Annotated in this window: 29 protein-coding genes, 1 tRNA gene and 2 pseudogenes; 21 read left to right on the forward strand and 11 right to left on the reverse strand. The window is 54.2% G+C overall.

Features of this window, described 5'->3' with window-relative positions:
* Nucleotides 1-20: 20 nt before the first annotated feature.
* Nucleotides 21-680 carry a c-type cytochrome gene (locus tag R1T46_RS07930; protein ID WP_317307924.1) on the reverse strand — a complete coding sequence of 220 codons (660 nt, stop codon included), beginning with the start codon at nucleotides 678-680 and terminating at the stop codon, nucleotides 21-23.
* A gap of 73 nt (nucleotides 681-753) precedes the next feature.
* Here R1T46_RS07930 and tnpA (R1T46_RS07935) point away from each other — a divergent pair, with 73 nt between their 5' ends.
* From tnpA (R1T46_RS07935) to R1T46_RS07950, 4 genes are read left to right on the forward strand one after another with little or no spacing between them, the layout of a single operon-like run.
* A complete protein-coding gene (gene tnpA, locus R1T46_RS07935; protein ID WP_317305808.1) occupies nucleotides 754-1041 on the forward strand; it encodes an IS66 family insertion sequence element accessory protein TnpA in 288 nt (95 codons plus the stop codon).
* The gene (gene tnpB, locus R1T46_RS07940) at nucleotides 1038-1382 is read left to right on the forward strand and encodes an IS66 family insertion sequence element accessory protein TnpB (RefSeq protein ID WP_317305809.1); all 345 of its coding nucleotides are present in this window, start codon (nucleotides 1038-1040) and stop codon (nucleotides 1380-1382) included. Before tnpA (R1T46_RS07935) ends, tnpB (R1T46_RS07940) begins: the two co-directional genes overlap by 4 nt.
* Nucleotides 1336-3063 carry an IS66 family transposase gene (gene tnpC, locus R1T46_RS07945; RefSeq protein ID WP_407070138.1) on the forward strand — a complete coding sequence of 576 codons (1728 nt, stop codon included), beginning with the start codon at nucleotides 1336-1338 and terminating at the stop codon, nucleotides 3061-3063. The genes tnpB (R1T46_RS07940) and tnpC (R1T46_RS07945) overlap by 47 nt, the downstream gene beginning before the upstream one ends.
* Entirely contained in the window at nucleotides 3053-3322 is a 270-nt protein-coding gene (locus tag R1T46_RS07950) for a hypothetical protein (protein WP_092031717.1), read from the forward strand. Before tnpC (R1T46_RS07945) ends, R1T46_RS07950 begins: the two co-directional genes overlap by 11 nt.
* A gap of 25 nt (nucleotides 3323-3347) precedes the next feature.
* On the opposite strand, the gene R1T46_RS07955 is transcribed toward R1T46_RS07950, so the two are convergent.
* Nucleotides 3348-4238: an Ig-like domain-containing protein gene (locus tag R1T46_RS07955; protein ID WP_317307925.1), complete on the reverse strand. Its 891-nt coding sequence runs from the start codon at nucleotides 4236-4238 to the stop codon at nucleotides 3348-3350.
* Between the two features lie 242 nt (nucleotides 4239-4480).
* Between R1T46_RS07955 and R1T46_RS07960 the strand changes: the two genes are divergently transcribed.
* The 8 genes from R1T46_RS07960 to gdhA all read left to right on the forward strand — a co-directional run bounded on the left by R1T46_RS07960 (nucleotide 4481) and on the right by gdhA (nucleotide 11148).
* Nucleotides 4481-4894 (forward strand): hypothetical protein, encoded by a 414-nt coding sequence (locus R1T46_RS07960; protein WP_317307926.1) that lies wholly within the window; start codon nucleotides 4481-4483, stop codon nucleotides 4892-4894.
* Nucleotides 4895-5269: 375 nt separating this feature from the next.
* Nucleotides 5270-5713: a plastocyanin/azurin family copper-binding protein gene (locus tag R1T46_RS07965; protein WP_317307927.1), complete on the forward strand. Its 444-nt coding sequence runs from the start codon at nucleotides 5270-5272 to the stop codon at nucleotides 5711-5713.
* 12 nt (nucleotides 5714-5725) lie between these two features.
* Nucleotides 5726-6442, forward strand: a complete 717-nt coding sequence (locus tag R1T46_RS07970; RefSeq protein WP_317307928.1) for an RNA polymerase sigma factor — start codon at nucleotides 5726-5728, stop codon at nucleotides 6440-6442.
* Between the two features lie 141 nt (nucleotides 6443-6583).
* Nucleotides 6584-6739, forward strand: coding sequence for a metallophosphoesterase (locus R1T46_RS07975; RefSeq protein WP_317308280.1), 156 nt, complete (start codon nucleotides 6584-6586; stop codon nucleotides 6737-6739).
* Nucleotides 6740-6968: 229 nt separating this feature from the next.
* Entirely contained in the window at nucleotides 6969-7913 is a 945-nt protein-coding gene (locus tag R1T46_RS07980; protein WP_041657592.1) for an IS5 family transposase, read from the forward strand.
* A gap of 501 nt (nucleotides 7914-8414) precedes the next feature.
* Nucleotides 8415-8783, forward strand: a complete 369-nt coding sequence (locus tag R1T46_RS07985; RefSeq protein ID WP_317307929.1) for a VOC family protein — start codon at nucleotides 8415-8417, stop codon at nucleotides 8781-8783.
* A gap of 618 nt (nucleotides 8784-9401) precedes the next feature.
* Complete coding sequence (rnk, locus tag R1T46_RS07990) at nucleotides 9402-9788, forward strand: nucleoside diphosphate kinase regulator (RefSeq protein WP_305937516.1); 387 nt, start codon at nucleotides 9402-9404, stop codon at nucleotides 9786-9788.
* Nucleotides 9789-9801: 13 nt separating this feature from the next.
* Entirely contained in the window at nucleotides 9802-11148 is a 1347-nt protein-coding gene (gdhA, locus tag R1T46_RS07995) for an NADP-specific glutamate dehydrogenase (RefSeq protein WP_317307930.1), read from the forward strand.
* Between the two features lie 7 nt (nucleotides 11149-11155).
* On the opposite strand, the gene R1T46_RS08000 is transcribed toward gdhA, so the two are convergent.
* Together R1T46_RS08000 and R1T46_RS08005 are read right to left on the reverse strand one after the other, a co-directional pair.
* A complete protein-coding gene (locus tag R1T46_RS08000) occupies nucleotides 11156-11446 on the reverse strand; it encodes a hypothetical protein (protein ID WP_317307931.1) in 291 nt (96 codons plus the stop codon).
* Nucleotides 11447-11658: 212 nt separating this feature from the next.
* A pseudogene (locus R1T46_RS08005) lies at nucleotides 11659-11823 on the reverse strand (transposase); the annotation flags it as partial.
* Nucleotides 11824-11906: 83 nt separating this feature from the next.
* Between R1T46_RS08005 and tnpA (R1T46_RS08010) the strand changes: the two are divergent.
* The 3 genes from tnpA (R1T46_RS08010) to tnpC (R1T46_RS08020) are packed head-to-tail and all read left to right on the forward strand — an operon-like array spanning nucleotide 11907 to nucleotide 14242.
* The gene (gene tnpA, locus R1T46_RS08010) at nucleotides 11907-12215 is read left to right on the forward strand and encodes an IS66 family insertion sequence element accessory protein TnpA (RefSeq protein ID WP_317305974.1); all 309 of its coding nucleotides are present in this window, start codon (nucleotides 11907-11909) and stop codon (nucleotides 12213-12215) included.
* The gene (gene tnpB, locus R1T46_RS08015) at nucleotides 12215-12583 is read left to right on the forward strand and encodes an IS66 family insertion sequence element accessory protein TnpB (protein ID WP_114435616.1); all 369 of its coding nucleotides are present in this window, start codon (nucleotides 12215-12217) and stop codon (nucleotides 12581-12583) included. The genes tnpA (R1T46_RS08010) and tnpB (R1T46_RS08015) overlap by 1 nt, the downstream gene beginning before the upstream one ends.
* Nucleotides 12584-12640: 57 nt before the next feature.
* Nucleotides 12641-14242, forward strand: coding sequence for an IS66 family transposase (gene tnpC, locus R1T46_RS08020; RefSeq protein WP_106762036.1), 1602 nt, complete (start codon nucleotides 12641-12643; stop codon nucleotides 14240-14242).
* A gap of 31 nt (nucleotides 14243-14273) precedes the next feature.
* Here the strand turns inward: tnpC (R1T46_RS08020) and R1T46_RS08025 are convergent.
* A pseudogene (locus R1T46_RS08025) lies at nucleotides 14274-15059 on the reverse strand (IS5 family transposase); the annotation flags it as partial.
* A 181-nt stretch (nucleotides 15060-15240) separates the two neighbouring features.
* Between R1T46_RS08025 and R1T46_RS08030 the strand changes: the two are divergent.
* The gene (locus R1T46_RS08030; protein ID WP_317307932.1) at nucleotides 15241-15453 is read left to right on the forward strand and encodes a hypothetical protein; all 213 of its coding nucleotides are present in this window, start codon (nucleotides 15241-15243) and stop codon (nucleotides 15451-15453) included.
* A gap of 126 nt (nucleotides 15454-15579) precedes the next feature.
* Here R1T46_RS08030 and R1T46_RS08035 read toward each other — a convergent pair whose 3' ends face one another.
* The 6 genes from R1T46_RS08035 to R1T46_RS08060 form a co-directional block, all read right to left on the reverse strand.
* Complete coding sequence (locus tag R1T46_RS08035) at nucleotides 15580-15846, reverse strand: hypothetical protein (protein WP_317307933.1); 267 nt, start codon at nucleotides 15844-15846, stop codon at nucleotides 15580-15582.
* A gap of 506 nt (nucleotides 15847-16352) precedes the next feature.
* On the reverse strand, nucleotides 16353-16535 hold the full coding sequence (locus R1T46_RS08040) for a DUF6538 domain-containing protein (RefSeq protein WP_317307934.1): 183 nt from the start codon (nucleotides 16533-16535) through the stop codon (nucleotides 16353-16355).
* 139 nt (nucleotides 16536-16674) lie between these two features.
* Nucleotides 16675-16750: transfer RNA gene (locus R1T46_RS08045), tRNA-Phe, on the reverse strand.
* Between the two features lie 104 nt (nucleotides 16751-16854).
* Nucleotides 16855-17127 carry an oxidative damage protection protein gene (locus R1T46_RS08050; protein WP_126811601.1) on the reverse strand — a complete coding sequence of 91 codons (273 nt, stop codon included), beginning with the start codon at nucleotides 17125-17127 and terminating at the stop codon, nucleotides 16855-16857.
* 52 nt (nucleotides 17128-17179) lie between these two features.
* Nucleotides 17180-18244 (reverse strand): A/G-specific adenine glycosylase, encoded by a 1065-nt coding sequence (mutY, locus tag R1T46_RS08055; protein ID WP_126811603.1) that lies wholly within the window; start codon nucleotides 18242-18244, stop codon nucleotides 17180-17182.
* Entirely contained in the window at nucleotides 18241-20442 is a 2202-nt protein-coding gene (locus tag R1T46_RS08060; RefSeq protein ID WP_317307935.1) for an AsmA family protein, read from the reverse strand. Before R1T46_RS08060 ends, mutY begins: the two co-directional genes overlap by 4 nt.
* 185 nt (nucleotides 20443-20627) lie before the next feature.
* Between R1T46_RS08060 and R1T46_RS08065 the strand changes: the two genes are divergently transcribed.
* The 5 genes from R1T46_RS08065 (at nucleotide 20628) to hisF (ending at nucleotide 24001) form a co-directional block, all read left to right on the forward strand.
* Complete coding sequence (locus tag R1T46_RS08065) at nucleotides 20628-21089, forward strand: SRPBCC family protein (protein ID WP_007153402.1); 462 nt, start codon at nucleotides 20628-20630, stop codon at nucleotides 21087-21089.
* Nucleotides 21090-21202: 113 nt separating this feature from the next.
* On the forward strand, nucleotides 21203-21796 hold the full coding sequence (gene hisB, locus R1T46_RS08070) for an imidazoleglycerol-phosphate dehydratase HisB (RefSeq protein ID WP_135803146.1): 594 nt from the start codon (nucleotides 21203-21205) through the stop codon (nucleotides 21794-21796).
* A gap of 50 nt (nucleotides 21797-21846) precedes the next feature.
* The gene (hisH, locus tag R1T46_RS08075) at nucleotides 21847-22488 is read left to right on the forward strand and encodes an imidazole glycerol phosphate synthase subunit HisH (protein WP_317307936.1); all 642 of its coding nucleotides are present in this window, start codon (nucleotides 21847-21849) and stop codon (nucleotides 22486-22488) included.
* Nucleotides 22482-23219: a 1-(5-phosphoribosyl)-5-[(5-phosphoribosylamino)methylideneamino]imidazole-4-carboxamide isomerase gene (hisA, locus tag R1T46_RS08080; protein WP_317307937.1), complete on the forward strand. Its 738-nt coding sequence runs from the start codon at nucleotides 22482-22484 to the stop codon at nucleotides 23217-23219. The genes hisH and hisA overlap by 7 nt, the downstream gene beginning before the upstream one ends.
* Nucleotides 23220-23227: 8 nt before the next feature.
* Nucleotides 23228-24001 (forward strand): imidazole glycerol phosphate synthase subunit HisF, encoded by a 774-nt coding sequence (hisF, locus tag R1T46_RS08085; protein WP_317307938.1) that lies wholly within the window; start codon nucleotides 23228-23230, stop codon nucleotides 23999-24001.
* The last annotated feature ends 5 nt before the right edge of the window (nucleotides 24002-24006 follow it).

Here is a 24006-nt window from a genome sequence, read left to right on the forward strand (position 1 = left end):
GCCTAACAGCTTTCAGGTCATTACAAAGACTTCAAATATTCGACGAGATCACTCTGTTGTTCCTCATCGAGACCAAGGGCTTTGCGGTCATTGTAGAGAGTGACGACATCCGCAAGCGTTGCAGCCATTCCGTTATGGAAATAGGGCGGGTGTTGCCAGATGCCTTCCAGCGGAGAAGTGCGGTACATCTTGGTTGCACTTCGAGATGCGTACCCCGGAGCTCCGTCAGGCTCCGGTTCACTCACAACATCCGATGGATCATGCAAACGACTATTCGCGTCCGTGAACTTGGGCCCGCTATGGCAGGAAGAGCACTGTGCCTGGCCGTTGAACAGCTCTTCTCCACGGGCCGCTGCTGCAGGATCAAATGAACCTTCGGGAGGTTCTGGCGAGAGCAGCGACAGTTGATAAGCCTGTAGCGCCGGGAGCTTATCCGTCACAAGATCTTCGGTGCCGTTGGTTACATCAACCCCGGTTCTGGGTTCGTAGAAGGAACCTTCCCCACCCATCTGGGTGACAGCGACGTATCGGTTCCAATAGGCGATATCGTCGCCGTCTCCGGTGGATGTTGTCTTTTCAATACCGTTCAGACCAAACGCAGGCGTGATGACATGGGGACTGCTGATGCCGTCCTGATTGAACCTGGCGTCGTACATCCCTGGCCCCCAGTAAGCGTTCATTCCACGACGTTCTGCCACCCCGGTGAATTTGTCCCTACAGTAACCTCACATTTTCCAACAATAGGTTACTCCCATGAGAAAGCACCGCACCCCGGAACAATGGCAAGCCCTGGTTGACCAGCAGCATGACAGTGGCCTGTCCGCTCCGCAGTTTTGTAAGCAGGAGAATATCGGCTACGCCAGTTTCTGCAACTGGCGCAAGCGCCTGTCCGATCAGGCGACCGGTGACTCAGCGGATTCCGGCGAAGCCGGTTTTCTGGACCTGTCCTCTCTGATGGGTGCAGCGCAGTCCGGCCCAGGCTGGAACATTGTGCTGAGCTTGGGCAACGGCGTCGAACTGCGGCTGAGCCAGAACGGATGATCGGGCTCGATAGCCAGGCCAGGATCTGGTTGTGCACCGAGCCTACCGACATGCGCAAATCGTTCCGGGGCCTCAGTGCTCTGGTCCGGAATCAGTTGAAGCACGATCCGCTCAGCGGCCAGTATTTTGTCTTCGTCAATCGTCGCAAGACCCAGATGAAGATGTTGTACTTTACCGCCACCGGGTATTGCCTGTGGGCCAAGCGCCTGGAGCAGGGACAGTTCCGGGTGCCATCATCCGCCTCTGGTCAGCGGGCTTTAACCTTGACGGATTTGCAGTTGCTGATTGATGGCATTGAGGTGCAAAAATACCGTCAATTCAAGCGTTTTCGAGGGGTATAAAACGCGGACTTCCGGTATAATATCGGCCATGAATTCAACGGCTTCCATCTCCCAGTCCAACGCACCTTCCTACTCGGCCCTGGCCGAGGAGAATGCGTTGCAGCGCGAGCAGTTGGATGCTCAGGCGGAAGCCATTCGGCAGTTGAAACACCAGTTGGACTGGTTTAAGAAACAGCTGTTCGGCCCCAAATCTGAAAAGCAGGTTTATGATATTCCAGAACAGGATAGCCTGTTCACCTCCGGTGAAGCACCGCTGCCGGAGAAGCCTGCCGAGGAAGAGAGGCGCACCATTAAGGCCTATCAGCGCGGCACCGGCAAGAAGCAGCGGGACGACGATTGTCTGAACGACACCGGCCTGCGCTTTACGGCGGATGTGTCGGTGGAAGTCATTGAGCAATTGCCACCGGAACTGACCGGGCCGGACGCCGACCAGTACGACATCATTGGTACTAAAACGACTTATCGCCTGGCGCAGCGCGCCTCCAGCTATGTGGTGCTCAAGTGTGAGCGCCCGGTGTTCCGGCGTAAAGGCAGTGATAAGCCCATCACCACACCGGCCCCGTTCAACGTGCTGGACAACAGCCTGGCCGATGTCAGCCTGCTGGCCGGGTTGCTGGTGGACAAATTCCAGTTCCACCTGCCGCTGTATCGCCAGCACCAGCGCATTCAACAAGCAGGTATTACCCTCAGCCGCAGCACCCTGACCAACCTGGTGAAGCGTGCCATCGACCTGCTCCGACCCATCGTAGATGCCCAGACCGATAACGTATTGCGCAGCCGGGTGCTGGCGATGGATGAAACGCCCATCAAAGCGGGTCACCAGGGCCGGGCAGGTCCGCAGAAAGGCAAGATGAAAACAGGCTGGTTCTGGCCCCTATACGGTGATGACGACGAAGTGGTGTTTACCTACTCGAACAGTCGGGGCCGACTGCACATCGAGCAGGTTCTGAACGACCAATTCAGTGGCACTCTGATCAGCGATGGTTATGCCGCTTATGCCCGCTATGCCGCGGCCCAGAAAGGTATTACCCATGCTCAATGCTGGGTGCATAGTCGCCGTTGCTTCGTTGAGGCCCAGAAGGACCATCCTGAGAAGGCCACCGAAGCCCTGCAACAGATCGCGAAGCTGTACCAGATTGAAGATACCATGAAGGAAAAGGAACTCACCGGCGAGAAGAAGCGTCAATACCGGCTGGACCATGCGAAGCCGGTCGTCAGCGGCTTCTTCCAATGGTGCCGGGATCAGTTGGCGCAAGGCGGCCTGTTGCCCAGTGAACCGCTAACCAAAGCCCTGAATTACGTGCTCGGTCGGGAAACGAGCCTGACGGTGTTCCTGGAAGATCCGGACGTACAACCCGATACCAACCACCTGGAACGGGCCCTGCGGCCCATTCCAATGGGCAAGAAAAACTGGATGTTTTGCTGGACCGAACTGGGCGCTGAACACCTGGGCATCATCCAGAGCCTGATCAGCACCTGCAAGCTGCACGATATTACCCCGTACATGTACCTGGTGGACGTATTGCAGCGCATCAGCCAGCACCCGGCCCGTGAAGTCAGCGACCTGACGCCCCGACTCTGGAAAACTCGGTTCGCCGAGAACCCGTTACGGGCGCTGATCGACCCACGCCATCCTGACCGACAGAGCAAACAGCCGGAGGCCACCGTCCGTGCGCATTGAGGACATGAGCATCGACCAGTTGCTGGAACTGAACCAGTATATCTGCCAGCGAATTGATGAGCTACAAGAGCAAGAAACCCTGCAAGCCTTGAGTCAATTGCGGGTTGGCCTGAAAGTGACCTTCGAGGGCCGGGAAGGACCGGTGTTGGGGATCGTCACCAAGATCAACCGCAAGAGTGTGATCGTGCTGGGTGAGGATGGCAGGAAGCAGTACAAGGTCTCGCCGGAGTTATTGAGGCCCCTCCGTGACGTGAAGTAGGTCAACTACGTCGTGGAATGAACGCTTACGGCCCCCAGGAGTTGTAGATGTCTTTTTGTGCGGGAGTAAGTGCAGGCGACAAGGCAATAATGGCACCCGGGTTCAGGTCCCGGTTGGCCCATCCGTCAAGTCGTTTGCCAATGCCCGGAGCAAAGGAATTGTTCACGGTCGAATGGCACAACGCGCAGGTCACACCGACACTGGTGAGCGTATCCACGCCGTTTACCTCCTCCACGGTGCCTTTGACACCGACTACCGCATCCAGCTTGAGCAATGCAACGGTGGTCGCAGGTGACTCCAGATCAATGGTTCCTTGGGCGATTCCATCAACTACAGCCTCAGGAAGCGCTTCAGCATCTACTTTTAGTCCCACAGAAAGAGCTGTGACCGGATCAACGGCTGACTGAATAACATCGTGCATTTCCAGCACGTCCGTCCAGAAACGTTCATCTCCAAATGTGTCATAGCGGAATATCTCTTTTCCGAGCGCAAGAGTTTCCGGGCGTGCTGTTGTGCCAAAACTCCACTTAAAAATTTCTCCAAGCGTATTGTTGGAGAGATCCCGCACTTCTGCAGCAATTTGAACTTCGCAGTCCTTGTTTTCGGGCAAAAGCGTGTCTGGAGTCAAAATAACGGTTCTGACGTTGTTCTGGAAGGTGACATCGGCAAATGTGACCTCGGATTCGTCACATTCAAGGTGAACCTCGGCGGCCAAAAAAGTCGTGCTATCAAGTGAGCGGTTAAAGGTGATCGCAACCTGAGTATCAACTGGAATCAGTTCACCCTCGGCTGCCGGGCTGACGCTCTGCACAGCGAAAGGAGGCGAACTTCCGTCGCTGCACCCAACCAATGTTGCGATGCCAATTGCCCACACCAGGGTGTCTACTGTCTGTAGGTGTTTCTTATTGCTGTTCATATCCCGTTTCCTTCATTAGGCCGGTAACGGCGCACGTAACTACACCCAAACCCCGATTATTCAGGGTTGGCTAAAGCGACAGATGCGGGAAATTGGAAAAGGTTACCGAAAGTTTACGGGCGGTGGGGTGGCACTTTAATGCATTGCCGTGATGGCACTACCGACAAAAAAGCCTGAAACCTTTTCGTCAGAGCTGCATCTGGTTCATTGTCACATTAATTAATCACGAACGAGGAATGGCTATGAAAAAGTTACTGATCGGCTTGTTGGGTATGAGTCTGGCGGCCGGCGTGCTGGCCCATGACGAAGACAAGGTTGCCCAAATGCCGCCGGAGGGACCGTATGTGCAGGTGAGCGAGGTGTTGCCGCTGCCTGCATTTCTGCCGGGCCTGGGGACACTTTTCGTTGATCCGGACACCCTGCCTGCCGGTCCGTTCTTGGGCTATGACCACGATGGAAAGTTGTTGGCTACTGTCTACATGACGCCCCTTGAGGAATTGAAGAACGGAGTCGCTTACGACGACCTGACGATCGGATCTCATGAAGTGACGGCTGTTGACATCTACTACAACGCAGGGCATCCCGGCGTGGAAAGTCCGCACGCTCACGTCGTGCTGTTCCACGACAAGGGCGCCAAAGATCGGTTGGCCAAATAGACGACGAGTTGTCCCCCTTTTGGTTATCTGAGAGCACAAGGAGGGTCTATGGCATAACACGGCTGAACTGGGTTGGGATCGCAGGCAGAACGCTTACTTGGGTTTGAATGAAACGGGAAAAGCATGCAAGACCAACCCTGGCTCAGCCTGGGTGCTGAAACTTACGCCCCTTGTTTTGCGAACAGAGGCCGTTGATGACCATAGGAATTCAAAATATTTGTACGTTTGTCGCGTAACCTTTTTGAAATAAGCGCATCTGATCAGTAAGGCGTTTCTCAAATACCGATTGGACTGCCCGCCGGGTATCTGACTATGAACTGTTCAAGGCGTAGATTACTGAAGTTGTCGGGCTCGCTATTACTTCTGAGTAGTGGTGTGACTGAGGCTGCTGGCGAAAGCCAGGTTGTTATCAAGATGCAAGGCACACCCAGAGGTGAAAGGGTTTGGTTTGATCCGAAGGGGGTTGCGGTAAATCCAGGCGCAACAATTACCTTCGTCAATCGGGATCCCGGGAATTCCCACACGGTGACCGCGTATCACCCTGAGTATTTTGATCGGGTGCGGCGGATGCCAAAGGCTGCCAAACCGTTCGATAGTGGCTATTTGCTTCCGAACCAGAAATTCAGTCTGACGCTGACGGTTCCTGGTGTTTATGACTATTACTGCGTGCCGCATGAAATGGCGGCTATGGTTGGGCGGATCGTCGTTGGAACGCCTGCAATGGTGGATTGGGATAGCTCCGCTCTGTGTGCAGGTGGCGTAAGTGGACATGTAGCGACTCAATTCCCTTCGATCCGCGACATTCTTAATGCAAGCTGACAAGGTCTTGTTATGAAAGTTTCTGTCGATTCCCTATCGCCTAAGCCCTCCATTGGCTTGCAAACCTCTGAAGACGAGCTTGTAAGACTGGCAAAACAGGGGCATGAAGCGGCTGTAAGGGAGGTAATCAGAAGGCTTAATCCGCGTCTGTTTCGTATCGCCCGAGGTATTATGGATAACGATGCCGAGGCCGAGGAGATCGTCCAGGAAACCTACCTCATCGCCTTTTCGCGCATTGCCGAATTTCGTGGGGATGCCAAGCTCTCAACCTGGGCCACTAAAATCGCGTTAAATGCTGCACGAATGCGATTGAGAAAACGTCATCCGACCGAAGAATACGACTCGATCTCGGAAGAATTTCATCAGGAAGCATCAGTCATAGCGTTTCCAGGCAGCAGACAACGTTCCCCTGAAAACGAGCACGGGGTTGCACAGTTCCGCGAATGGTTAGAGGCAGCAGTATCTGAACTACCGAGTCATCTTCGGGTTGTGTTTGTTCTCAGAGAGGCAGAAGGGATGGCGTTGGCCGACATTGCATTGGACCTCGGTATTACCGTTATGACCGTCAAAACACGCCTGTTCCGCGCAAGACGACATCTTAAGTCGTTACTGGAGTCGCGTATCAAGGGTGGGTTTGAAACGGTCTATCCATTTGATGGCGCCCGTTGCGCCCATATGGCGGATTCCGTTATCGAGCTCCTTGCTGATTTTATCCGCCCTCCCAGTTAGTGATTGTCCTATTCCGACTCAATTGAAGAGCTAAATGCGGTTTGTAGTTGTCCAACGCTCATTCATCGGAGGGGCACGTGGACACCAAGCGAAAGGAAATTCATCAATAAATTATTACCGGCGAAGTCCATCCTGATGGTGATGTGCGTGATACACGCCGGAGATGCGCTTGGACGCGGCACTTTGGAGGAGCAGGAGCAGCTTGATGCCTCGTTTGGCCGTCAGAATCATACGCACAAAATCCTCATCGCGGGCAACCACGACTGGTGTTTCGAGAGAAGAGAACCAAATCAGTAGCGCCAATCTAAAAAATATACAACGTTATTCCCAAAAATTATCCGGAATGTACCTAGATCATCTCCTGTGGAGAACAAACCTTTCTGCTCCTTGTTTTTTAAATATAATGGGTTGAATCTGATTTATTGTTGAGGAGGTAAGAGTGAAACGTCTTCTAAGGAGACTCTGAATAAGTCTCAAAATCAGCGATAATATGGCCATCGCCAACCGCATAGGATTCGTTGCCACCATGGATCAGATCACTTTCTCCGAAGCTGAGTACCAGACCAAGAAGCGCAAGACGCGTCGCGAGATCTTTCTGGAACGGATGGACAAGCTGATTCCGTGGAAGCAGTTGGAGAAGAAGGTAGCCCGTTATTACCCCAAGGGTCAGAACGGTCGGCCTCCGTATCCGCTGCCTGCCATGCTTCGAGTTCACTGCATGCAGTTGTTCTATAACCTGAGCGACCCGGCGATGGAAGACGCTCTTTACGAGATCGAATCCATGCGCCACTTCGCTGGCCTGAAGCTGGACCGCTTGCCGGACGAGACCACCATTCTCAACTTCCGGCATTTCCTGGAGCAGCACGGTCTTGGCAAGGCGCTGTTTAAAGAGGTGAATAAACACTTGGAGAAGAACGGCCTGATGCTGCGTGAAGGCAGCATCGTAGATGCCACCATTATTTCTGCTCCAAGCTCCACCAAGAACAGCACTGGCAAGCGCGATCCTGAAATGCACCAGACCAGAAAGGGCAACGAATGGCACTTCGGCATGAAGATGCACATTGGTGTCGACGATACGCTTGGCCTGATTCATAGCATCGATACCACCGCTGCCAACGTGCACGACATCGTGCCCACCGACAAGCTGCTGCACGGTGAAGAGCAACGGGTCTTCGGCGATGCCGGGTACCTTGGCATTCAGAAGCGGGATGAGCATAAGCACCGTGAAAACGTCTCCTGGTTCATTGCCAAACGGCCTGGCACCCGGAAGAAGCTGGATGCTGACAAGCTGAAAGCCGAGAAAATCAAAGCCAGTGTTCGTGCCAAAGTGGAGCATCCCTTCCGGTACATTAAACAGGTCTTCGGTTATAGCAAGGTCCGCTATCGCGGTCTAGCCAAGAACAACAACCGGCTGCATTTGCTGGCCGCGTTCAGCAACCTGCTGATTGGTGAAAAATACATGCTGGCGTAGGGCCAGTGCGCCTGTTTTTCGCCAAAATGGCGGGAATCGGGCAAGAAACACACAACTAACGGGAAAATAGTGTCTGAATCTTCGATTTTTTGCCGGTTAAACCCAAGATCGGCAAATATCAGCAGTTATTCAGACCTTCCATAAGGTTATCTGTTTCGATCCCCATTTTATTTTATATGAAAGGATTATACAAATTCACACACGATCTGTATGGATCGGGTTCTCTCGGGGCGAATTCTCTTGGGGTGGACTCATATTCGATACGCGAAATAATCCGGCAAGATTTTATCGAGTTAAGTTACGATCTTCCGTTTAATGGAATACTGGTAAGTGAAGGTGATTATCTGCTGTGGAGCTTCAATACTTACTCAGTTTTTATTGATTAGAGTGAAGTGGTGGGCAGCCGGTCGCTCCGGCCTAGCCCGCGGTCTTCACCTGACGTCCTTGTCAGGTCGTCGCTAAGCAAAATCGCTATGGTTACACCGAAGATCAGGGTGCAAAATGCATATAAAAACAGCCAACACGATCTTTTATTGTAGAAAGTGGAAAGAATGTGTCGGCTTTTATAAAAATAAAATCGGGCTTCAGGTAACGACGTCTCTTGATTGGTTTGTTGAATTCAAATTAAATGAGGCGTCCTGTTTAAGCATTGCAGATGAATCAAGAACCTCAATTGATAGCAATGAGGGTAAAGGAGTAACCATTGCACTCGAAGTAGGTGATATCGAAACTGTACATATATACTTGAATGAGGCGGGTCTTTCCCCTCCACCTATAAAAGATCATTCTTGGGGAGCAAGGGTCATTCATATTCACGATCCGGAAGGCAACCGGATCGAATTCTGGTCTATAAACTTGGGGGCTAAATAACAATGCTAGGGAGACTCTGAATAAGTCTCAAAATCCGCAATAATATGGCTGTCGCCAACCGCATAGAATTCGTTGTCGCCATGGATCAGATAAACTTCTCCGAAGCCGAGCGCCAGAACGGACGACCTCCCTATCCGCTATCTGCCGTGCTGCTCGATGGCGCCGTTCATACGAACTTACTTTATGATCAGCCTGTTGCTCCCTAGGGACTGTCCCGACTCCAGCCCACGCGCTGTTGCGAAGCTTGGCCATTGATCGTGACTTCACAGCAAGACAGTCTTTGCAGCGTTAAAAAATATTGCTGTCCATTTCAAAAAGCGAACTGGCGAGCCGCTTGGGATCGCTGGTGAAATTGAAGAGTGAGGTGGACCCGTTTCCTTAATTTTGGATTTGGGTTATTGTATAGTTGAACCGGTCATATTCTTTGGTAAGAAACTTATGCATTTTGCCTACACTGCACCCCGTCAATTTCATCGGACTATTTCGTCCGAGGGTTTGTTGTGCCTCGTCGCTTTCCACTCTTTCCGCTGAATTCGTCGTACTAATCGCCGAGTTCGGCGAGCCCCCAAGAACAACTACATCAATTGAATATTGCATTCCAGGCTTAGAGGAGTCGGTATGTCCGAACGTCCAGCTATTTATGTCTTAGACCATGATTTTGATCGCTTATCTGCCATGTTGGAAAAACAGCCAAATGGCAATGCTACAGCTGAAGCGCTCTTGCAGGAGCTTGATAGGGCCACTCTGGTTGATACCGAAAAGCTTCCTGCTGGCACCGTGACCATGAATTCTTTGGTCCATTTTAAAAATGAGGGTAACGACGCCGAGTATAAGCTCAGGCTCGTTTATCCGAGACAGCCAGAGGCAGATGAAGAGCATGTATCCGTCTTGGCTCCGGCAGGTGCGGCCCTGTTGGGGCTTCGGGTAGGTGATCGTATTGATTGGCCTTTGGCTGGCAAGAAAACGCTTAGTCTGAAAATCATCCATGTGACTCACGTAAACTAAACAAGGAAGGCCCATGCATCAAAAAGACACCCTTGAAGAGCTTTACGAGCAGGTGGTCCTGAGAAACCCTGCGGAGCCAGAGTTTCACCAGGCTGTTCTGGAAGTTCTGGAGTCTTTGTCGCCGGTAATCGCCAAGCACCCGGAGTACAAGGAAGCAAAGCTGCTGGAGCGAATTTGTGAACCAGAGCGGCAGATCATTTTCCGGGTTCCCTGGGTGGATGACTCAGGAACGGTGCAAATCAATCGTGGTTTTCGGGTTGAGTTCAACTCGGCCCTTGGGCCGTTTAAGGGTGGTTTGCGGTTTCATCCCTCCGTCAATCTGGGCGTGGTTAAATTCCTGGGTTTCGAGCAGATCTTCAAAAACTCTCTGAGCGGGATGCCAATCGGAGGGGGTAAGGGTGGTTCGGATTTCGATCCCAAGGGACGATCTGATAATGAGATCATGCGGTTCTGCCAGTCCTTTATGACCGAGCTGTACCGACATATTGGTGAGTACACCGACGTACCAGCAGGCGATATAGGCGTTGGAGCCAGGGAGATTGGCTTCCTGTTCGGCCAATACAAACGTCTGACTAACCGCTACGAATCCGGTGTGTTGACCGGGAAGGGATTGGGCTGGGGCGGAGCCCGTGTTCGTAAGGAGGCTACAGGATACGGAACCGTTTATTTTGTCCGGGAAATGCTGGCTGCTCAGGGAACGGAACTGGAGGGCAAAGAGGTGGTGGTCTCTGGTTCCGGGAACGTCGCAATTTATGCGATGGAAAAGGTCCAGCAGTTCGGTGGCAAGGTTATCGCCTGCTCCGACTCGGAGGGCTATGTCTACGACCCTGCCGGAATCGATGTCGGTCTGGTTCGCCAGATCAAGGAAGCGGAACGTGGTCGGATCAGCGACTATGCAACTCGTCGTCAGAACGGCAGTGATTTTGTGGCGGGAGCGTCCATTTGGTCGTTGCCCTGTCAAGTTGCCCTCCCGTGCGCAACTCAGAACGAACTGACCGGCTCAGACGCAATGGCGTTGATTCGCAATGGCACCATGGCTGTCGCCGAAGGTGCCAATATGCCGTGCACCCCGGACGCGGTGAAGTTGTTCCGCGAGGCTGGCACCTTGTTTGGTCCGGCAAAAGCCGCCAATGCAGGTGGTGTCGCAACCAGCGCTCTGGAGATGCAGCAGAACGCCTCCCGGGATTCCTGGAGCTTCGATTACAGCGAACAGCGCTTGAAAGACATTATGATTGAAATCCACCGAGCCTGTTTCGAGACGGCCGAGGAGTATGGCAGGCCCGGAGATTATGTGTTTGGTGCCAACACCACAGGGTTCTGTCGGGTGGCTGATGCGATGTTGGCATTCGGTGTTATTTGAGTCGAAGCTATCTCGAATCGTTAGCGCGCAAAAATTCGTCAAATGTCGCCATTGTTGGGTTCGCTTCCAACTTTTCATTGTTAATGGATAAAATGACAATGCCACTTTCCTCGCCGCCGACGCTCAGTTGTATGTAGTCGCCAGACCTGCTACCAAATAGTGCGAGTCCAAGAGATGAGTCTATCGGTAGGTCTTTCGGATGGACGTCTCTTGGCCCAATAGCTTCAACCAACCGGAATTCATGAGGCTGGGAATCTGCGCAATCTATAATCGTGACCCAGCTTCCAATCATTGCCATTTCATTCTCCCCAAGAATAATTGCTCTTATCAGGCGACGACACTTTCTTCTCATGATTCCCAAAGTATCTAAGGAAGGTCTGAATAACTGCTGATATTTGCCGATCTTGGGTTTAACCGGCAAAAAATCGAAGATTCAGACACTATTTTCCCGTTAGTTGTGTGTTTCTTGCCCGATTCCCGCCATTTTGGCGAAAAACAGGCGCACTGGCCCTACGCCAGCATGTATTTTTCACCAATCAGCAGGTTGCTGAACGCGGCCAGCAAATGCAGCCGGTTGTTGTTCTTGGCTAGACCGCGATAGCGGACCTTGCTATAACCGAAGACCTGTTTAATGTACCGGAAGGGATGCTCCACTTTGGCACGAACACTGGCTTTGTAAGCGCCAATAAATCCGCACCTGTAGCTGACGCCCGAGTTTCGCCACACTGATTCCTGCTTTCACATTAAAGAGGAATCCGATGACTACCCCTGATTTACACCAGTTCTGGCAAGAGACGCTGTCGGACTGGCAGGCCTCGGGCCTGTCCGGTGCAGCCTACTGCAAACAAGAGTCGCTTGTTTATCATCGGTTTGTCTACTGGCGGCAGAAGCTGACCGGCCGTGTCGAATCCAGCGAACCGGTTCAAGCTCGATCCGGATTCGCTCGTGTGGCTCCGATTCCGGATACAGGAGTCGGTTTGACCGTGTCACTGCCCGGCGGCGTATCGATCACCGGTCTGCATGCCGGTAATATCGATTTGCTGGGTGCCGTCTTGAGACAGCTGTGATGCGTCACCGCTATCTGCGCCCTTCCTGGGATCTGCCGGAGATCTATCTGTACCGAAAGCCCATCGACTTCCGCAAGCAGGCCAACGGCCTGGCCCTGCTGGTGGAACAGGAACTGGGGCACAGCCCATTCTCCGGTGCACTTTACGCCTTCACCAACCGGCAGCGGAACAAGATCAAATGCCTGATGTGGGAAGACAACGGCTTTGTGCTCTATTACAAAGCCCTGGCCGAGGAGAAATTCAAGTGGCCAGGGCCTGCGGATGAACTGATGCCGCTGACCGGTGAACAGATCAACTGGTTGTTGGACGGCTACGACATCAGTCTGTTGCGGGGCCATAAAACCCTGCACTATGAGAGTGTCGGATAGCCCTTTTTGCATTACGTTTTAGGTGTGCCAGGGCATTGTTTTTGCTATAATTCCGCCATGAAATCAACGCCTGATAACGCCCTCAAAACCCCGGATCTCAACGGTTTATCGACCGCTGAGATGGTGGCGGTTATCAGCGGCCTTCAGCAGCAACTCGCCTCCAAAGAAGACGCCATCCAGCGACGAGACGCTCGCATCGAGATCCTCGAAGAACTGCTGCGCCATAAGAAGATCCAGCAGTTCGCCGCCAGCAGTGAAAAGCTGCCCAATCAGATCCTGCTGTTCGATGAGGTCGAGCTGGAAGTCGAGATTGATGAACTGCGCGATGAGCTGCCGGACGATGTCGAAGAGGAAGAGACGCCCCGCCGTTCCCGCAAGCGCCGCCAACGTGGCTTCTCCGATACGCTGCTGCGTGAGCGTATTGAATTAACCCTCAGCGACGAAGAGAAAGCCGGTGCCAGCAAGACCTTCTTCACCAAGGTGAAGGAAGAGCTGGAGTACATTCCCGCTCAACTGAAAGTGCTGGAGTACTGGCAGGAAAAGGCGGTGTTCGAGCAGGACGGCGAAGAGCGCATTGTTGCGGCTGCCCGTCCGGCGCGCCCGCTGGGCAAGTGCATCGCCACCCCGTCACTGCTGGCTTACCTCATTACCTCCAAGTATGCCGACGGTCTGCCGTTGTACCGTCAGGAACAAATGTTCCAGCGCCTGGGGCATGAAGTGAGTCGCACCAGCATGGCTCACTGGATCATCCGGCTGAATGACGTCTTCCAGCCGCTGATCAACCTGATGCGGGAAACCCAGAATAGCGGTGATTACCTGCAAGCCGATGAAACCCGGATCCAGGTGCTCAAGGAAGACGGTAAGACCGCCCAATCCGACAAATGGATGTGGGTCACCCGGGGTGGTCCACCGGGAAAACCTTCGGTTCTGTTCGAGTATGATCCATCACGAGGTGGCAAGGTACCGGTGCGTCTGCTGGATGACTTCCAGGGCATTCTGCAAGCCGATGGCTATTCCGGCTATGGGCAGGTCTGTGCCACGAACAAGCTGACGCGGATCGGATGTTGGGATCACGCGAGACGTAAGTACGTGGAGGCGTCCCGGGCGGCACCGGCCAAAGGCAAAAAAGGCCAACCCTCAAAGGCGGATGTAGCCCTGAGCCACATCCGCAAACTGTACGCCATTGAAAAGGCCGCCCGGGATCTGAGCGACGCGGAGCGATATCGGGTTCGCCAGGAAAAGAGTCTGCCGTTGTTGAACGCCTTTAAAGCCTGGCTGGAGAAAAATGCCCCCAAGGTGATGAAAGGCCTGCTTACCCGTCAGGCCATGGATTACACCCTGAACCAATGGGACTACCTGGTCGGCTACTGTGAGCGCGGTGACCTGAAGATCAGCAATGCCGGAGCCGAGAACGCCATCCGCCCGTTTGCCCTCGGCAGAAAAGCCTGGCTCTTCGCCGATACCTCACAAGGGGCGAAAGCCAGCGCCACCTGCTATTCGCTCATCGAAACCGCCAAGGCCAATGGCCTGGAGCCTTCAGCTTATATCCACCATGTGTTGGAACGCATTGCTGAGTCCGACACGCTGGAGAAGCTCGAAGCGTTGCTGCCCTGGAATGCCGAGTTGCCGGCTTCGAAAAAAGTGGCTCAATACGATTAGGGCAAGCGGGTCGATTTAACGGCGCTTACCTGGCTTTGATTTTCTCGGCTTTCAGCTTGTCAGCATCCAGCTTCTTCCGGGTGCCAGGCCGTTTGGCAATGAACCAGGAGACGTTTTCACGGTGCTTATGCTCATCCCGCTTCTGAATGCCAAGGTACCCGGCATCGCCGAAGACCCGTTGCTCTTCACCGTGCAGCAGCTTGTCGGTGGGCACGATGTCGTGCACGTTGGCAGCGGTGGTATCGATGCTATGAATCAGGCCAAGCGTATCGTCGACACCAATGTGCATCTTCATGCCGAAGTGCCATTCGTTGCCCTTTCTGGTCTGGTGCATTTCAGGATCGCGCTTGCCAGTGCTGTTCTTGGTGGAGCTTGGAGCAGAAATAATGGTGGCATCTACGATGCTGCCTTCACGCAGCATCAGGCCGTTCTTCTCCAAGTGTTTATTCACCTCTTTAAACAGCGCCTTGCCAAGACCGTGCTGCTCCAGGAAATGCCGGAAGTTGAGAATGGTGGTCTCGTCCGGCAAGCGGTCCAGCTTCAGGCCAGCGAAGTGGCGCATGGATTCGATCTCGTAAAGAGCGTCTTCCATCGCCGGGTCGCTCAGGTTATAGAACAACTGCATGCAGTGAACTCGAAGCATGGCAGGCAGCGGATACGGAGGCCGACCGTTCTGACCCTTGGGGTAATAACGGGCTACCTTCTTCTCCAACTGCTTCCACGGAATCAGCTTGTCCATCCGTTCCAGAAAGATCTCGCGACGCGTCTTGCGCTTCTTGGTCTGGTACTCAGCTTCGGAGAAAGTGATCTGATCCATGGTGGCAACGAATCCTATGCGGTTGGCGATGGCCATATTATCGCTGATTTTGAGACTTATTCAGAGTCTCCCTAAAGACACAAGAAAACCAACATCAATGTTCATAAAACCTCTGATCAGAAACATGATAAATACATATAAGGTGTGAGAGTTCGATAAGTAAAATGCAGGTGATATGACCGTGAGAAAAACCGTTATTGAAGGGGAAAGGTTGACCCTTTCCCCTATTGCTAATCAGGCGTTTTTTTGTTTTTTATCTTTTCTTTTCTCTTTCAATGTTTTTTTTGCCTGTTTCTTCGGTTTTTCCTTACTCATTTCTGTGCTCTCAGTTATAAATAGCGCTGCCGATATGCGCTTTATAAAAACTGGTCGGCATTTTATTCATGCAATCTGATCACCTTTAGTATGTTTCGGGTTTTCCAATAGGCTACCTTCTTTATTTATTTAATCAAGTGAAGGTGGCGTGCCCTCTGAAAGTTCTCGGAGCTCCGATTGTAGCTATAAAGCTGCTAAGAAAATATCAGCCCGTTTCTTCGGTAGCCGTCCTAATATATAGGCGTCCGTCTTTGCCCTCAAAAATAACGCCAGCGCCGATCAGGCGGCAGAGTCCATGCATCGTTATGTCTTCGTTAAAATCCAAGAGTTCTGAAAGCTCATGTGGGTGAGGCAGCGGTTCGTTGATGTTCCAGTAATTAGAGTCAATAAAAAAACGTAACGCGTCAGTAGCCTGCTGTTTTTTTATTAATCCAAAACAATATTTTCGAAACAAAAAAATTATTACGTTCATGAAGATCAAAGCCTCCAAATAATTATTTGGTGAGCATTTTTCGAAAATGAGCAGAAAATGGGAGGCTCAGTCGCGGAGCCTCCCTAATCTATTTTTATTGTTGTTGTTCCGAAAAATGCCTTGTGCAACTTTGGCCTGACTCTCCGTCAGTATTAGTTACTCCCCCCTGTGCTTTCAGGCGATATGTCTAAGAGCACTTGAGAGAGTTCCGTTTATGTTATTTTTGCAGAAACTGTAGTGGTTGCGAGCACAGAGTGAACGGTGCTCGCATTATTAATGGAAGGTGGTCAAGAGATACTTTCGTGAAAACATGGCTGCTCTCAATGTGTTCTGAATCCCAACCATAGCAACAATTAAAATAAAGGCAAGAGTGGAACTCACAATAACTTGCAAGACGACGAATTAGCCCGGCCGCCGATGACAAGCAATTCAGAAATTTTGGGTACTGGCAGAGCACCACTTAGGTACAGACAACGAAAAAGGACCTGCGTTTTCACGCAAGTCCTTCATGCAGCAAGAATCTCTCTGAACTCAGCATTAACGAGTCCGAATTTACGCCTCGCTTCTTCGGGGTCTTTGGTCTTAAGGGAGCGTTTAAGCTCTCGTTTGCCAACGAAAGGCCTGAGCTCTTTGGGGACGCCAATGCGACAGACATAGGTGGCGTATTTGTCTCTGGTTGGGGTAGCCATACGGAGTGCCACTGTACTCGCCTCTTGTGCCAGTCTGAAGGCGAAACCAATGAGAGGATGGAGCGTGGAAGGTGTTGATTTTCCTGGGGGCCAGACACGACAAAGCCCACGCAAAGGTGGGCTCCATCTGAATTCTTAATGGTGCCCGGAGGCGGAATCGAACCACCGACACGGGGATTTTCAATCCCCTGCTCTACCGACTGAGCTATCCGGGCGTGTTGCGGTGCTGCTGCAACGGGGCGCTATTAAACCGGTTTAGGTTGCCTGAGTCAAGGCCGTTCCGGGAAAATTTTCATAGGCGCTTCCACAGGTTGGCGGCTTACTTCTCCGGTGGCACATACCCCTCGGCCTTGTCGAACGGCTCGTTGTTGAAGAAGCGTTCCATCTGCGCCTGCAGGTACTTGCGGGTGTTGGGGTCCATCAGGCTCAGGTGTTTTTCGTTGATGAGCATGGTTTGCTGGGCCTGCCACTCTTCCCAGGCTTTCTTGCTGACGTTTTCGTAGATGTCTTCGCCTTTCTTGCCAGGCATAGGGGGAAAGTCCAGCCCTTCAAGTTCTTCCTGGTATCTGCGACAGAATACGATGCGGCTCATGTCTGCTCCTGTTTGGAGGTGGTGTTGCTGAATCTGCTGGGATGATAACAGATCAAAGCAAGAGGGTTTGTTCCGGCGCGGTCAGTAGTGTGCGAATGGGGGCCGGCAGGCCGAGGGTAAGGGCCTGGTCTCGGTGGACCCACTGGTGGTCGTCCCGATCGTTGATGTGCGCGGGGCTTTGTACGGTGAGCCGTGCCGGCTGGATGTGAAGGTGGTAATGGCTGAAGGTGTGGCGAAAGCCGCTGGTAAGTTCCGGTTCGCCACAGTGGAAGCCGAAGGCCTGTTCGCAGGCGTCTGGCAGTTCTTCCGGGCCGTAGGCCGGGTCCAGTTCCGGAAGGCTCCAGAGGCCGCCCCAGATGCCGCTGGGAGGCCTGCGTTCCAACAGGATGCGACCTTGATGATCTTCCAGTATCACCATCCAGGTGGTTTTTTCGGGCTTGGCTTTCTTCGGCTTTGAGCCGGGGTAGAGGCTGGTTTCGCTGCGGGCATAGGCGTCGCACCCATCCTGTAGTGGGCAGCTGTCGCACGCTGGTCGGCTGCGGGTGCAGACCATGGCGCCCAGATCCATGATGGCCTGGGTGTAGTCGCGGATGCGTGCATCGGGTGTGTGTTCTTCAGTGCGCTCCCAAAGCTGGTTGAGCACGTCGGTTTTGCCTGGCCAGCCGGGGATGGCGTGGTATCGGGCCAGCACCCGTTTTACATTGCCGTCCAATATAGCTGCCCGTTGCTGGAAGGCCTGGGCAAGGATGGCCGCAGCGGTGGAGCGACCAATGCCGGGCAGGGCCTGGAGTTGTTCCAGGTTGCCGGGAAATTCGCCTCCGTGCTCGTTGGCCACCTGTTGCGCCGCTTTCTGGAGATTGCGGGCGCGGGCGTAGTACCCGAGGCCGGACCAATGGCTGAGAACGTCATCCACCGGTGCAGAAGCGAGTGCTTTCACGTCTGGAAAGCGCTGCATAAAGGCTTCGAAGTAGGGGATAACGGTGGTCACCTGGGTTTGCTGCAGCATGATTTCCGAAACCCACACGCGGTATGGGTTCCGGTCATGATGCCAGGGCAGGTCGTGCCTGCCGTTTTCGTCGTACCAGGCGAGAAGCTTTTGGGCAAAACCGTCGTTCATTGACCGAACAGGCCCTTGAGGGCGTCTTTCACCTTTTCGCCACTCTCTTCACCCAGCTTTTCTTTCAGCTTTTCGGACACTTTGTCTTCCGCTTTGGATTTGGCTTCGTCCACTTTTTCGCGCGCCTTGGCTTTGGCAGCGTTGGCGGCAATGGTTTTCAGGGTGTCGCGGAAGCGTGAGCCGTCGAAGGAGCAGAGGCCGGCAGGGTCTTCCGCGAAGTCGCCGCGGCACTCAACCGGGATCACCACGTTTTCAACGTATTCGGTCACTCGGCAAGCTTCGTCCCGGTGGATCTCGCCCACGATCCGCAGGCCAACTTCGTAATCCAGGTCGGAAGCAGCCAGGTCCACCGTGCCGTCGCCTTCCAGTCTCATGCCGGCGAGGGCAGCCACAAGGTCCGTGTTGTTCAGGGTGTTGCCGTCAATCTTGAGGGTGCCCTTCATGTCGTTGAACGGCGTGCTGGTACCCCAGTCTGATGTAGAGAGGCTTTCCTGGTTGGCCAGTGCAATGCCCTGGCACGCCATGCGCGTGAGGTTCATGCGGGTGAACTCACCCTCGGCCAGGTTGAAGTTGATGTCGCCTTTGGCGTTGCTACGCAGGGCGGAAATACGATTGCCTGTGGTATTCACATCCACGGACAGGTTGGCGCCACCGGCAAGCATGTCCACTTCGGCAAGGTCGGTCAGCAGTGGCAACGTCTGTACGTTGTTGACCTTGGAGCCGATGCTCCACTTCGGATTGTCGGTGCGGGCATCCAGGGTCACTTTGGCGCCGAAGGAGCCTTCGTACAGTTTGCCGCTGAAGTCCTGCACTTCCAGCACACCATTGCGTGCGGTGATCACCGATTTGATTTCCTTGATGGTGAGATTACTGACGATCAGTTCGCCCAGCCCGAGATTGATATCCAGCGCTAGCGAACGGAGTGTGTCCAGGGGCAGCAAGTCGCCTTCTTCCGCCGGGGCGCCACCACCTTGCGGGGCTTCCTCGGCGGCGGCATCGGTTTGTTCCTCACTGGCAGGCGGCATATAGCGGTCGGCATTGATCGCGTCGCCCTGCAAGTCCAGGCCAATACCGCTGTTGGCCAGGGCGTAACTGGCACTGCCCTGGAAGGTGGTATCGTCCAGGCTGATGGTCAGGTCGCTCAGTTCCACGGTGCCGGCGGGGCCACCGATGTTGGTGGAGAAAGCGACGGCCTTCATGACGTCAGGGTCTTCTGTTTCGATGGCGGGTTGGCCAAGGGCCGCCAGAAGCGCTTTGAGGGAAAATTCGTCAATGCTGAGACTGCCTTCGAGTTTCGGCTTGTCGCCAAAGCCGTTCACGGTCAGGTCTGTGTTGAGCGTCAGGTCGGCCAGGCTGGCGGTAAAGCCATTAAGCGTGGCGGTTTCGTTTTCCAGATTGGCTTCCAGGGAGCCAGCTATTTCGGCGCGAACGGATTCGCCGCCAAAAGGCTCGCCGTTCATGTCGAAGATGGCTTCCAGGTCGGACACGCCAAATTCGTTTAACGCTTCATTGGCGGCCAGGCGGGCACTGATGTCGCCCTCAACTTCAAACTGCGGCTGGTTGGTGGCGAAGCGGAACGAGACGTCCAATGGGAAGCTTGAACCCAGGGTGATCTCGCTGGCGTTTACGGTGAAATCTTCCAGGGTAAATGCCTGGCCCGTGCCCTTGTCTTCGTAATGAACGCGGGCGTTGCTGATTTCCACGCTCTCTACGTTGAAGTTCAAGGGCTCGCTGGCGCCGCTGCTCTCTGGCTGTTCTTCAGCGGTTTCGGCTGGCGTGGCGGGTTCTTCCTGCTGCGGCTGTTCTTCACCTTCCGGCATGATGCGGGTCCAGTTACCGGTACCGTTGGCATCAACGGACAGGTTGGCGTCCAGCCCGCTCAACAGGAACGTATCCACCCGGGGCGACATGGTTACCAGGGACCAGAAGCTGACCTGGGCCACCAGTTGGTCAAGCTTGACCAGGCGTTCGTCTTCCAGGGTGGCCTCAACGTCGTTCAGTTCCAGGCCCAGTGGGATGAAAGACCAGCCAATATCCCCGGCCAGTATCAGGTCCAGATTGGTCTTACTTTCGACCACTTTCTCAATCTGTGGCTTGTAGGTGTTTGGGTCAATAACGGCGACCGCGATAGCGACGGCGGCAACGGCAAGAATGAGCAGGCCAACGATGGCAAGAGCCACATAGCGAACAGCTTTCATGATTTTGGCGTCCTTCCGATAATTCGTGTCCGGTAACTGGGCTTGTGATTAGCCCAAGGATAACCCAGGGGTAACAAAATAAAAGCCTGAGTGTATGACAATACGTTAGTGATCAGCCAAAATAGGCACCTTATTTCTACACAACGATATAAAGCGCGTCTTACAACGATAAAAAGGAGTAAACAGTGGCTATTACTGTCTCTATTGAGCTTAACCGGGAACTGGATCTGCCCGCCGGATATGACGAAGTATTCGAGCTGCTGGCGGACGTGCCCGCATCGGCAAGCCATTTCCCCAAGGTGCATAACCTGGTGGATCTGGGTGACAACGCCTATCGCTGGGAAATGGAAAAGGTGGGCGTGGACAAGCATGCCATCCAGTCTGTATACGCGTGTAAATACTTCGCGGACAAGGACAACGGCAGGATTACCTGGGAGCCGGTGAAAGGCGAGGGTAACGGTGTGGTAAAAGGTTCATGGGCCCTCAAGAAGAAAGACGACAGCACTACTTCGGTGAAATTCCAGACCAGCGCCGAGTTGACCGTTCCGCTGCCGAGCCTGTTGAAACTGGCAATCAGCCCCGTGATCAAGCACGAGTTCAACAGTCTGGTCGATACCTACATGAGTAACCTCAAGAAAGCGTTCTGATGGTCGTCGCTATCAAGGCTATAAAGGCCATTGCGGGACGCGGGGAATCATAAAAGGTATAATGCGCGCAGACACTTTTCCGGCATGTGCCGACTGATGACTTTGGAGTCCCCATGGCCGAACGCAAGGCTCGGGTAGAAAGAAATACCCTGGAAACACAGATCACTGTCGAGATCGATCTCGACGGTACCGGCAAGTCCAGTTTCGATACCGGCGTGCCCTTCCTTGAGCATATGATGGACCAGATTGCCCGCCACGGGCTGGTGGACCTGAACATTGTCTCCAAGGGCGATTTGCACATCGACGACCACCACACCGTGGAAGACATCGGCATCACCCTGGGGCAGGCCTTCAAGCAGGCGGTGGGCGACAAAAAGGGCATTCGCCGTTACGGCCACGCCTACGTACCGCTGGACGAAGCGTTGTCCCGCGTGGTGATTGACCTGTCCGGTCGCCCCGGACTGTTGATGGATGTGCCTTATACCCGTGGTGCTGTCGGTGGCTTTGATGTGGACCTGTTTGCGGAGTTCTTCCAGGGCTTTGTAAATCACTCCATGGTGACCCTGCACATCGACAACCTGAAGGGCAAGAACACCCATCACCAGATTGAAACCGTGTTCAAGGCCTTCGGCCGCGCCCTGCGCATGGCCATTGAAATGGACGAGCGTATGGCGGGCATTACCCCGTCCACCAAGGGGTCGCTGTAAGCGGCCCTGGGCTTGACTAAAGAACCACGATCCAGGAAGTCTCTCTTCGCATGAAAACCGTTGCCATTATCGACTACGGCATGGGTAACCTTCATTCCGTCAGCAAAGCGGTTGAGCACGTTGCACCAGACACTCGCGTTCTGGTCACCGACAACGCCGACCAGATCCGCAGCGCGGATAAGGTAATTCTGCCGGGCGTAGGCGCCATCCGCGACTGCATGGCCGAAATTCGCCGCTTGGGTATTGATAATCTGGTGCGCGAAGTTTCCGCCGACCGGCCTTTGCTCGGCATCTGCGTGGGCATGCAGGCCCTGATGTCCCGCAGCGAGGAAAACGGCTGGGTGGATTGTATCGACCTGTTCCCGTCGGAGGTGCGCTTCTTCGGTGACAATCTCTCCGAGAACGGTGAACGCCTGAAAGTGCCCCATATGGGCTGGAACGAAGTCCACCAGACCACGGATCACCCGCTCTGGCACGACATCCCCGACGGCGACCGCTTCTACTTCGTGCACAGTTACTACGCCGAAGCAGAGGGCAACCCGGACATTGCAGGCCGTACCCATTACGGTGTCGACCTGGCGGCGGCGGTGGCCAGAGACAACATCTTCGCGGTGCAGTTCCACCCGGAAAAAAGCGCACGGGCAGGGCTGCAATTACTGAAAAACTTCACCAACTGGACTGGAACATGCTGATCATCCCGGCCATAGATCTCAAAGACGGCAAGTGCGTAAGACTGCGCCAGGGCCGCATGGACGACTCCACGGTATTCGGAGACGACCCCGTTGATATGGCAACCCGCTGGGTAGACGCCGGTGCCCGCCGCTTGCATCTGGTGGACCTGAATGGCGCCTTCGCCGGCGAACCCGTCAACGGCGAAATCGTCCAGGCCATTGCCCGCAAATACCCGGACTTGCCCATCCAGATTGGCGGCGGTATCCGTTCAGCGGAAACCATCGAGGCCTACCTGAAAGCCGGCGTACAATGGGTCATCATCGGCACCAAGGCCGTGAAAGAACCGGAATTCGTCACCGAGATGTGCAAGCGCTTCCCCGGCCACATCATCGTCGGCCTGGATGCCAAGGATGGTCGCGTGGCCACCGATGGCTGGGCGGAAGTGTCCGAAGTCATGGCCACTGACCTGGCCAAACGCTTTGCCAATGACGGCGTTGAGGCCATCGTCTATACCGACATCAGCCGCGACGGCATGATGCAGGGCGTGAACGTGGAAGCCACCGCAGCGCTGGCGGAAGAAGGCGGCATTCCTGTGATTGCCTCAGGCGGCGTGACCAATATGGATGACCTCAAGCGGCTGGCTACCGTGGCAGACAAGGGCATTCTGGGTGCCATCACTGGCCGTGCCATCTATGAAGGTACGCTGGATGTGGCCGAAGCCCAGGCTTTCTGTGACAGCCTGAAGGGGTAAATCGAACTATGGCTCTGGCGAAACGCATCATTCCCTGCCTGGACGTCGACAAAGGCCGAGTTGTTAAAGGCGTGAACTTCGTCGATATCCGCGATGCCGGTGATCCGGTGGAAGTGGCTCGCAAGTACAACGAGCAGGGCGCGGATGAAATTACCTTCCTGGACATTACCGCCAGCCACGAAAGCCGCGACACCACCTACGAAACCGTGGAACGCATGGCTGCCGAAGTGTTTATCCCGCTGACGGTTGGCGGTGGTGTGCGCACCGTTGAGGATATCCGCAAGCTGCTGAACGCGGGTGCCGATAAGGTGTCCATCAACACCGCTGCGGTGTTCAACCCTGAATTCGTGCGCGAGGCCGCTGAGCGTTTCGGCAGTCAGTGCATCGTGGTCGCCATTGATGCCAAGCGTGTCAGTGGTGAAGGTGAAGAGCCGCGCTGGGAGATCTTTACCCACGGTGGACGCAAGCCCACGGGGCTGGACGCCGTGGAGTGGGCCCGCAAGATGACCGCCATGGGCGCCGGTGAATTGCTGCTGACCAGCATGGATCGGGACGGCACCAAAATCGGATTTGACCTGGGGCTGACCCGCGCGATCAGCGACGCCGTATCGGTGCCGGTCATTGCGTCAGGGGGTGTGGGCGAGCTGCAGCACCTGGCGGATGGTGTGACCGACGGTCGCGCAGATGCCGTGCTTGCGGCGTCCATCTTTCACTTCGGGCAGCATACGATTCCGGAAGCAAAAGCCTTTATGAAGGCTCAGGGGATCGTCGTACGGGATTGAGGCTG

It is taken from the genome of Marinobacter salarius (assembly GCF_032922745.1).
In the GTDB taxonomy this organism is placed as follows: Bacteria; Pseudomonadota; Gammaproteobacteria; order Pseudomonadales; family Oleiphilaceae; genus Marinobacter.

Coding starts and splice junctions, on each gene's coding strand:
- gdhA (WP_317307930.1), top strand. CDS start 9,802: ATGCATCAAAAAGACACCCTTGAAGAGCTTTACGAGCAGGTGGTCCTG.
- tnpB (WP_317305809.1), top strand. CDS start 1,038: ATGATCGGGCTCGATAGCCAGGCCAGGATCTGGTTGTGCACCGAGCCT.
- R1T46_RS08060 (WP_317307935.1), bottom strand. CDS start 20,442: ATGAAAGCTGTTCGCTATGTGGCTCTTGCCATCGTTGGCCTGCTCATT.
- tnpC (WP_106762036.1), top strand. CDS start 12,641: ATGAAATCAACGCCTGATAACGCCCTCAAAACCCCGGATCTCAACGGT.
- tnpB (WP_114435616.1), top strand. CDS start 12,215: ATGCGTCACCGCTATCTGCGCCCTTCCTGGGATCTGCCGGAGATCTAT.
- tnpA (WP_317305974.1), top strand. CDS start 11,907: ATGACTACCCCTGATTTACACCAGTTCTGGCAAGAGACGCTGTCGGAC.
- tnpA (WP_317305808.1), top strand. CDS start 754: ATGAGAAAGCACCGCACCCCGGAACAATGGCAAGCCCTGGTTGACCAG.
- hisA (WP_317307937.1), top strand. CDS start 22,482: ATGCTGATCATCCCGGCCATAGATCTCAAAGACGGCAAGTGCGTAAGA.
- R1T46_RS08050 (WP_126811601.1), bottom strand. CDS start 17,127: ATGAGCCGCATCGTATTCTGTCGCAGATACCAGGAAGAACTTGAAGGG.
- R1T46_RS07980 (WP_041657592.1), top strand. CDS start 6,969: ATGGATCAGATCACTTTCTCCGAAGCTGAGTACCAGACCAAGAAGCGC.
- R1T46_RS08035 (WP_317307933.1), bottom strand. CDS start 15,846: ATGAACGTAATAATTTTTTTGTTTCGAAAATATTGTTTTGGATTAATA.
- hisB (WP_135803146.1), top strand. CDS start 21,203: ATGGCCGAACGCAAGGCTCGGGTAGAAAGAAATACCCTGGAAACACAG.
- hisH (WP_317307936.1), top strand. CDS start 21,847: ATGAAAACCGTTGCCATTATCGACTACGGCATGGGTAACCTTCATTCC.
- R1T46_RS08040 (WP_317307934.1), bottom strand. CDS start 16,535: ATGGCTACCCCAACCAGAGACAAATACGCCACCTATGTCTGTCGCATT.
- mutY (WP_126811603.1), bottom strand. CDS start 18,244: ATGAACGACGGTTTTGCCCAAAAGCTTCTCGCCTGGTACGACGAAAAC.
- rnk (WP_305937516.1), top strand. CDS start 9,402: ATGTCCGAACGTCCAGCTATTTATGTCTTAGACCATGATTTTGATCGC.
- R1T46_RS07985 (WP_317307929.1), top strand. CDS start 8,415: ATGCATATAAAAACAGCCAACACGATCTTTTATTGTAGAAAGTGGAAA.
- R1T46_RS07930 (WP_317307924.1), bottom strand. CDS start 680: ATGAACGCTTACTGGGGGCCAGGGATGTACGACGCCAGGTTCAATCAG.
- R1T46_RS07970 (WP_317307928.1), top strand. CDS start 5,726: ATGAAAGTTTCTGTCGATTCCCTATCGCCTAAGCCCTCCATTGGCTTG.
- R1T46_RS07975 (WP_317308280.1), top strand. CDS start 6,584: ATGTGCGTGATACACGCCGGAGATGCGCTTGGACGCGGCACTTTGGAG.
- R1T46_RS07960 (WP_317307926.1), top strand. CDS start 4,481: ATGAAAAAGTTACTGATCGGCTTGTTGGGTATGAGTCTGGCGGCCGGC.
- R1T46_RS08000 (WP_317307931.1), bottom strand. CDS start 11,446: ATGGCAATGATTGGAAGCTGGGTCACGATTATAGATTGCGCAGATTCC.
- R1T46_RS07955 (WP_317307925.1), bottom strand. CDS start 4,238: ATGAACAGCAATAAGAAACACCTACAGACAGTAGACACCCTGGTGTGG.
- hisF (WP_317307938.1), top strand. CDS start 23,228: ATGGCTCTGGCGAAACGCATCATTCCCTGCCTGGACGTCGACAAAGGC.